Origin of the sequence: Kitasatospora nipponensis (assembly GCF_039528135.1) — a bacterium.
Classification (GTDB): Bacteria; Actinomycetota; Actinomycetes; order Streptomycetales; family Streptomycetaceae; genus Kitasatospora; species Kitasatospora nipponensis.
The window spans coordinates 1-4,236 of sequence record NZ_BAAALF010000341.1; the positions used below are offsets into that span (position 1 = coordinate 1).

8 protein-coding genes are annotated in these 4,236 nt (G+C 69.1%); 3 read left to right on the top strand and 5 right to left on the bottom strand.

Annotated elements, in window-relative coordinates:
* The first annotated feature begins 236 nt into the window (after window positions 1–236).
* Complete coding sequence (locus ABD323_RS39705; protein ID WP_344446977.1) at window positions 237–572, top strand: YrdB family protein; 336 nt, start codon at window positions 237–239, stop codon at window positions 570–572.
* A 115-nt stretch (window positions 573–687) separates the two neighbouring features.
* On the opposite strand, the gene ABD323_RS39710 is transcribed toward ABD323_RS39705, so the two are convergent.
* Both ABD323_RS39710 and ABD323_RS39715 read right to left on the bottom strand, forming a co-directional pair.
* Window positions 688–1,185, bottom strand: a complete 498-nt coding sequence (locus ABD323_RS39710; protein ID WP_344446978.1) for an ArsR/SmtB family transcription factor — start codon at window positions 1,183–1,185, stop codon at window positions 688–690.
* Window positions 1,186–1,225: 40 nt separating this feature from the next.
* The gene (locus ABD323_RS39715; protein WP_344446979.1) at window positions 1,226–1,825 is read right to left on the bottom strand and encodes a TetR/AcrR family transcriptional regulator; all 600 of its coding nucleotides are present in this window, start codon (window positions 1,823–1,825) and stop codon (window positions 1,226–1,228) included.
* 77 nt (window positions 1,826–1,902) lie between these two features.
* Between ABD323_RS39715 and ABD323_RS39720 the strand changes: the two genes are divergently transcribed.
* Window positions 1,903–2,211: a hypothetical protein gene (locus ABD323_RS39720; protein ID WP_344446980.1), complete on the top strand. Its 309-nt coding sequence runs from the start codon at window positions 1,903–1,905 to the stop codon at window positions 2,209–2,211.
* A gap of 97 nt (window positions 2,212–2,308) precedes the next feature.
* Entirely contained in the window at window positions 2,309–2,614 is a 306-nt protein-coding gene (locus ABD323_RS39725; RefSeq protein ID WP_344446981.1) for a VOC family protein, read from the top strand.
* Window positions 2,615–2,616: 2 nt separating this feature from the next.
* Here the strand turns inward: ABD323_RS39725 and ABD323_RS39730 are convergent, their stop codons facing one another.
* From ABD323_RS39730 to ABD323_RS39740, 3 genes are read right to left on the bottom strand one after another with little or no spacing between them, the layout of a single operon-like run.
* Entirely contained in the window at window positions 2,617–2,853 is a 237-nt protein-coding gene (locus tag ABD323_RS39730) for a hypothetical protein (RefSeq protein WP_344446982.1), read from the bottom strand.
* Between the two features lie 37 nt (window positions 2,854–2,890).
* A complete protein-coding gene (locus tag ABD323_RS39735) occupies window positions 2,891–3,340 on the bottom strand; it encodes a hypothetical protein (RefSeq protein WP_344446983.1) in 450 nt (149 codons plus the stop codon).
* Window positions 3,341–3,366: 26 nt separating this feature from the next.
* Window positions 3,367–3,810 carry a hypothetical protein gene (locus ABD323_RS39740; protein ID WP_344446984.1) on the bottom strand — a complete coding sequence of 148 codons (444 nt, stop codon included), beginning with the start codon at window positions 3,808–3,810 and terminating at the stop codon, window positions 3,367–3,369.
* Window positions 3,811–4,236: the final 426 nt, after the last annotated feature.

Below are 4,236 nucleotides of genomic sequence, written 5' to 3' on the forward strand. Positions count from 1 at the left end.
CCATCGAACGCCGCGTCCTGCGCAGCCGCGGCCTCCTCCAGACCAACCGCTGACCCCACCACCCCTCGCCCCTTGACGTGACGATCGGAAAGAATGGTAGCGTCTGAGTATCGTTCATTGAGAGAATGATTCAAGGGGGAAGATATGGGCATCCCGAGCCTCCCGGCCAGGCCGGCGTTCGCGGCGTCGGTCGGATCGAGCCCGGCCGCACTGGTCCCGACCCGGTGGGTGCGACAGTGATCTGGCATGCCGTCAAGGATGCGAACGCTGCCCTGGCCTTCCTGGTCGAACTCGCCGTCTACGCCGCTGCGGGGTACTGGGGTTTCACCCGCGGCGGCGGCCTGCCCAAGCGTCTGCTCCTCGCCGTCGGCGCCCCGGCCCTGCTCATCGTGGTCTGGGCCCTGTTCGGCGCACCCAGCGCGACCCACCCGGTCCACGGTGCGGCCCGCGCCCTTCTCGAACTCTGCTGGTTCGGCAGCGGAGCCGCCGCCCTCGGGATCTCGCGCGGGCCTCGCGCGGCGCTCTGGTTCATCGCGGCCTACCTGCTGGGCACAGTGATCCAGTTCATCTGATCCGGGACGGATTGCCTGGGGCTGGGGCTGGGTTCGGCCGGTCCATGCCCAGGGCCCCGTGCCCCGTGCTCAGCCCCCGGTGCGCCGGCGTTCGCCGACCGGATCCGGACGTCCGTCAGGGCCGGTTCGGGTCGGGGTGCACCACCACGAACAGCGACCAGGCGGGCGCGGTCGGGTCGTCCGGGCGGGCGGCGAACTCCTCGATCAGGGCGCTGAGCCGGGTCCGGAACTCCGTCATCTCCGCCGGTGGCAGGCGCAGTCCGAGCCGGGTGCTGTCGACCTCGGCCGCGGGGACCAGGGCCAGCTCCTGGAGGAACGCGTCGAGCATCGACCGGTCCCGCGCGGCCGCCTCCAGCTGCCAGGACTTCCGCGTCGCGAGATAGGGGATCTCCCGCGCGCCGCGCGCCCCGCGCCGCTCCTCCTGGGCCTGCAGAAAGCCGGTGCGCACCAGCGTCCTGGTGTGGTGCAGCACGGTGGCGGGATCGCAGCCGAGGATCGAGGCGATCTCCTTGTTGGTGCGCGCCTCGCCGAGGCAGATGCGCAGGATCCGCAGGCGCAGGGCGGAGGCGAGCGCCTTCGCCTCGGCATCGGTCGCCGGCCGCCGTTCGGTCATGGTCGGCAGCTTAACGGCCTCGGGTGCGGACGGGGTCGGGTCACTCTGAGCTCGGGAGAGTGGAGAGCAGGGCCGCGGCGGCGCTGTCGAACGGCGCGACGCTGCCCGCCGCGCGACAGAGGATGTGGGCGCCCTCGAGTGTGACGATCATGAGGGTGGCCAGCTCGGCGGCCCGGGACGGGCTCATTCCGGCGTGGGTGAGTTTTCCGGTCAGCTCGCCGACCCAGCCGGCGAATCCCTCGGCCGCCACGGCGCGCAGGCTGCCCTGATCGGCCAGGGCGGCACCGCCGTCGACGGTGACCGCCGCGACCGCGCAGCCGCCGCCGTCGGCGGACGCCTGCACCACCGGGCGCACGCTGCCGAGGAACGCCTCCACGACGTCGCGTGGCGTGCGGCCCGGCAGCTCGTGCAGGTGGCCGCGGACGTCCTCGGCGTTGCGGCGGGCGGCTTCGAGCGCCAGTTGCTGCTTGCCGCCCGGGAAATGGTGATAGATCGCCCCGCGCGCGGCACCGCTCTCGGCCAGGACGTCGGTGAAGGACATCGCCGCCAGGCCGTGGCGTTGCAGCAGTCCGATCGCTGCGCCGATCATGCGGGACTTCGTGTCCGCGGCCATCGTCACCCCCTTGACTAGTACGGCCATCCTACTCCATGCTCGCATCACTAGGACGCACGTACTAGTGACGCGGGCCGGACAGGCCCCGAGACCGGAGGCTCGCCATGGGCAAGACCTTTCTCTACACCGAGATCCAGGCCGCCGTGCCGTTCGAGCAGTTCGACTGGCAGCAGGTCAACGCGGCCCTGAAGAGCGCACCCGGCCTGATCCGCAAGACGTGGCTGTCCGGGATCGGCACCCACACCATCGGTGGGTTCTACGAGTTCGACAGCGCCGAGAACGCCCTGGCCTTCGCCCAGGGGCCCTTCGCCGACGAGGCCCGCCGGGCCGGAGCCCCCGCCACCACGCGCCTTTTCGACGGCGACGTCGTCAGGGACGCCAGCCTCGACCTGGACTCGCCCTACTACACCTGATGCCGCAGGTCGCCGCCTCGCCCCGCTCCACCGCCGGGGCGAGGCGGCGCTGACAGAGAGGCAACTCGATGAACATCACGCGGCACCCCGCGAACACGTGACCTGGATCGACCTGGGCACCCCCGACATGGCGGCGATGGAGGCCTTCTGCACCGCACTCTTCGGCTGGACCATCGCCCCGGCGGACCCCGCCGGCTACCGGCTCTGCACGCTGCGCGGAGGACTGGTCACCGCCCTGGGACCGGCCGAGGACGCCGGCGCACCCTACTGGACGATCAACGTCACCGTGGCGGACATCCGAGCCACCGCCGACCGCTTCACGGACCTGGGCGCCCGGATCGTCGTGGCGCCCACCGAGGTCGGGACGCTGGGCCGGCACACACCGGGCCGGTGTCTTCTCTGAACTTACTGCCGAGCCTTGCTCGTGGCCACGATGTCGATGGCGACTCGGAGCGGTGTCTCCGCATTCCCCAGTAGTGCCCGGGTGATTGCGATGGCCTGGATGATGCTCATGCCGCGCTCGGCCAGGAGGGTCTGGACAGCCTCCATTCCATCGCTCTCAAGGACTGGCCGGGACTCCTCGACCAGCGCGACCCAGCATGCGGCTTCCTCGGGACGTAGTCCGATCACGTGGTCAAACAAGACTGCTTCCTTCCCGTGCTGAGCCGGCAGGTTGTCCTCACGTCTCGTCGGAGCTGACTGCCGCGCTCAGAGCCTTCACGGCGTCATCGTATTGATGGCGGTCAAAATGGAACGGACCGAATCCCGAGTAGTCACGTGTCTTGCGGTGGGGCTGTTCGAAGGAGTCCCAGGTCACGCGGTCAGATGTCACTGTGATGCTGGCCATCAGCGGCCAGCATCCCCACTCGCCGCATTCACAGCCGAGCACGGGCGTCTTCGGCCCCATGGCTCCGGTAGATCGTCCGTGGAAGTGGTCTTCCATCGCGCCGAACCGAAAGAACTGCGGGACAAGTCCACCGTAGGCGTCTCCGGCTGGCTGCATCCCAGCATCCATCTCGAACCGGTCGATCAAGTCGGTGAGTGGTATTCGGTCGATGCGCGGGACAACTTCGAGCACGCCACGTTCGGCATGGCGTCGGCAGTCGAAGTAGATCTTCTGGTGGGTCATATTCTGATTGTCTTCTCTGAACTTGTTCATGAGCACTGGTCGGGCTGGGGCTGCCAGCGCTCGTGGTGGAGCTCGTGGTAAGTGCGAAAGTCGAAGAAGCGCAGGCCGTCAAACTCGGCCCCGGACTCGATTTCCTGCAGAGTCCAGGGGCGGTCGGAGTAGTCGTCAGTCGCGACGCCTCCGTGCTCAAGCAGCAGTGCGAACAGTTGGTGGACCTCCGCGGTTCCATCGATCCGCCCGGAGACGTCGATCTGGACTTCCCTGGTTGGGTGGTGACCGAGGGCCGCTTCGACAGCCGCCACGTCGTCGGGATCCCAGTCGGAGAAGAGGTAGCCGATCTGTTCATCGTCGATGTCGATGTGGAGGCTGCCGGCCAGAACCCACGGCCTGCGCCGCTGGGGAAGATGCCGATCGAGCGAGGCGACGGTCTCAGCTCGCCCACCTGTAGGGAAGACGAACACGGTGCGCATGGGTGGAGCGTAGGTGGTGCAGGTTCTCCGCGGCCATGGATATTCAGAGCTGTCGCGGGCCTGTCGCCGGGTGCCGCAGGCCTTGGCCACGGACTCGGTCCAGCGCCAGGTGGGGATCCGATAGCCGCTGAGGATCCTCGACAGGTAGGCAGGGGAGCGCTCGCTCTTCCTTGCGATTCCAGGACGGTGCCGGCGGGCAGGAGCTCCGGCTTGGCGACGACCTCGGAGGCTAGGGGCGGTCAGGACGTTCCCGGCGCGCGACAGCAGACGCGCGCGCGATCCGCGCAGCGCCGGACAGAAGTCCTGTAGCCGTCGAGTTTCGGTTCGCACCAGGTCCTGGTGAGGTCCTCGGCGGGCGGGGCCTGCCCCGAGTGGGGCGGGCCAGGTCGCTGGGTGGGCGTAGGACGAGTGGGTCCCGGCCGGCCA

What these genes read in the sequence shown, in the direction of transcription:
- ABD323_RS39715 (WP_344446979.1), bottom strand. Translation starts at nt 1,825, where the DNA reads ATGGCCGTACTAGTCAAGGGGGTGACGATGGCCGCGGACACGAAGTCC.
- ABD323_RS39735 (WP_344446983.1), bottom strand. Translation starts at nt 3,340, where the DNA reads ATGACCCACCAGAAGATCTACTTCGACTGCCGACGCCATGCCGAACGT.
- ABD323_RS39710 (WP_344446978.1), bottom strand. Translation starts at nt 1,185, where the DNA reads ATGACCGAACGGCGGCCGGCGACCGATGCCGAGGCGAAGGCGCTCGCC.
- ABD323_RS39720 (WP_344446980.1), top strand. Translation starts at nt 1,903, where the DNA reads ATGGGCAAGACCTTTCTCTACACCGAGATCCAGGCCGCCGTGCCGTTC.
- ABD323_RS39740 (WP_344446984.1), bottom strand. Translation starts at nt 3,810, where the DNA reads ATGCGCACCGTGTTCGTCTTCCCTACAGGTGGGCGAGCTGAGACCGTC.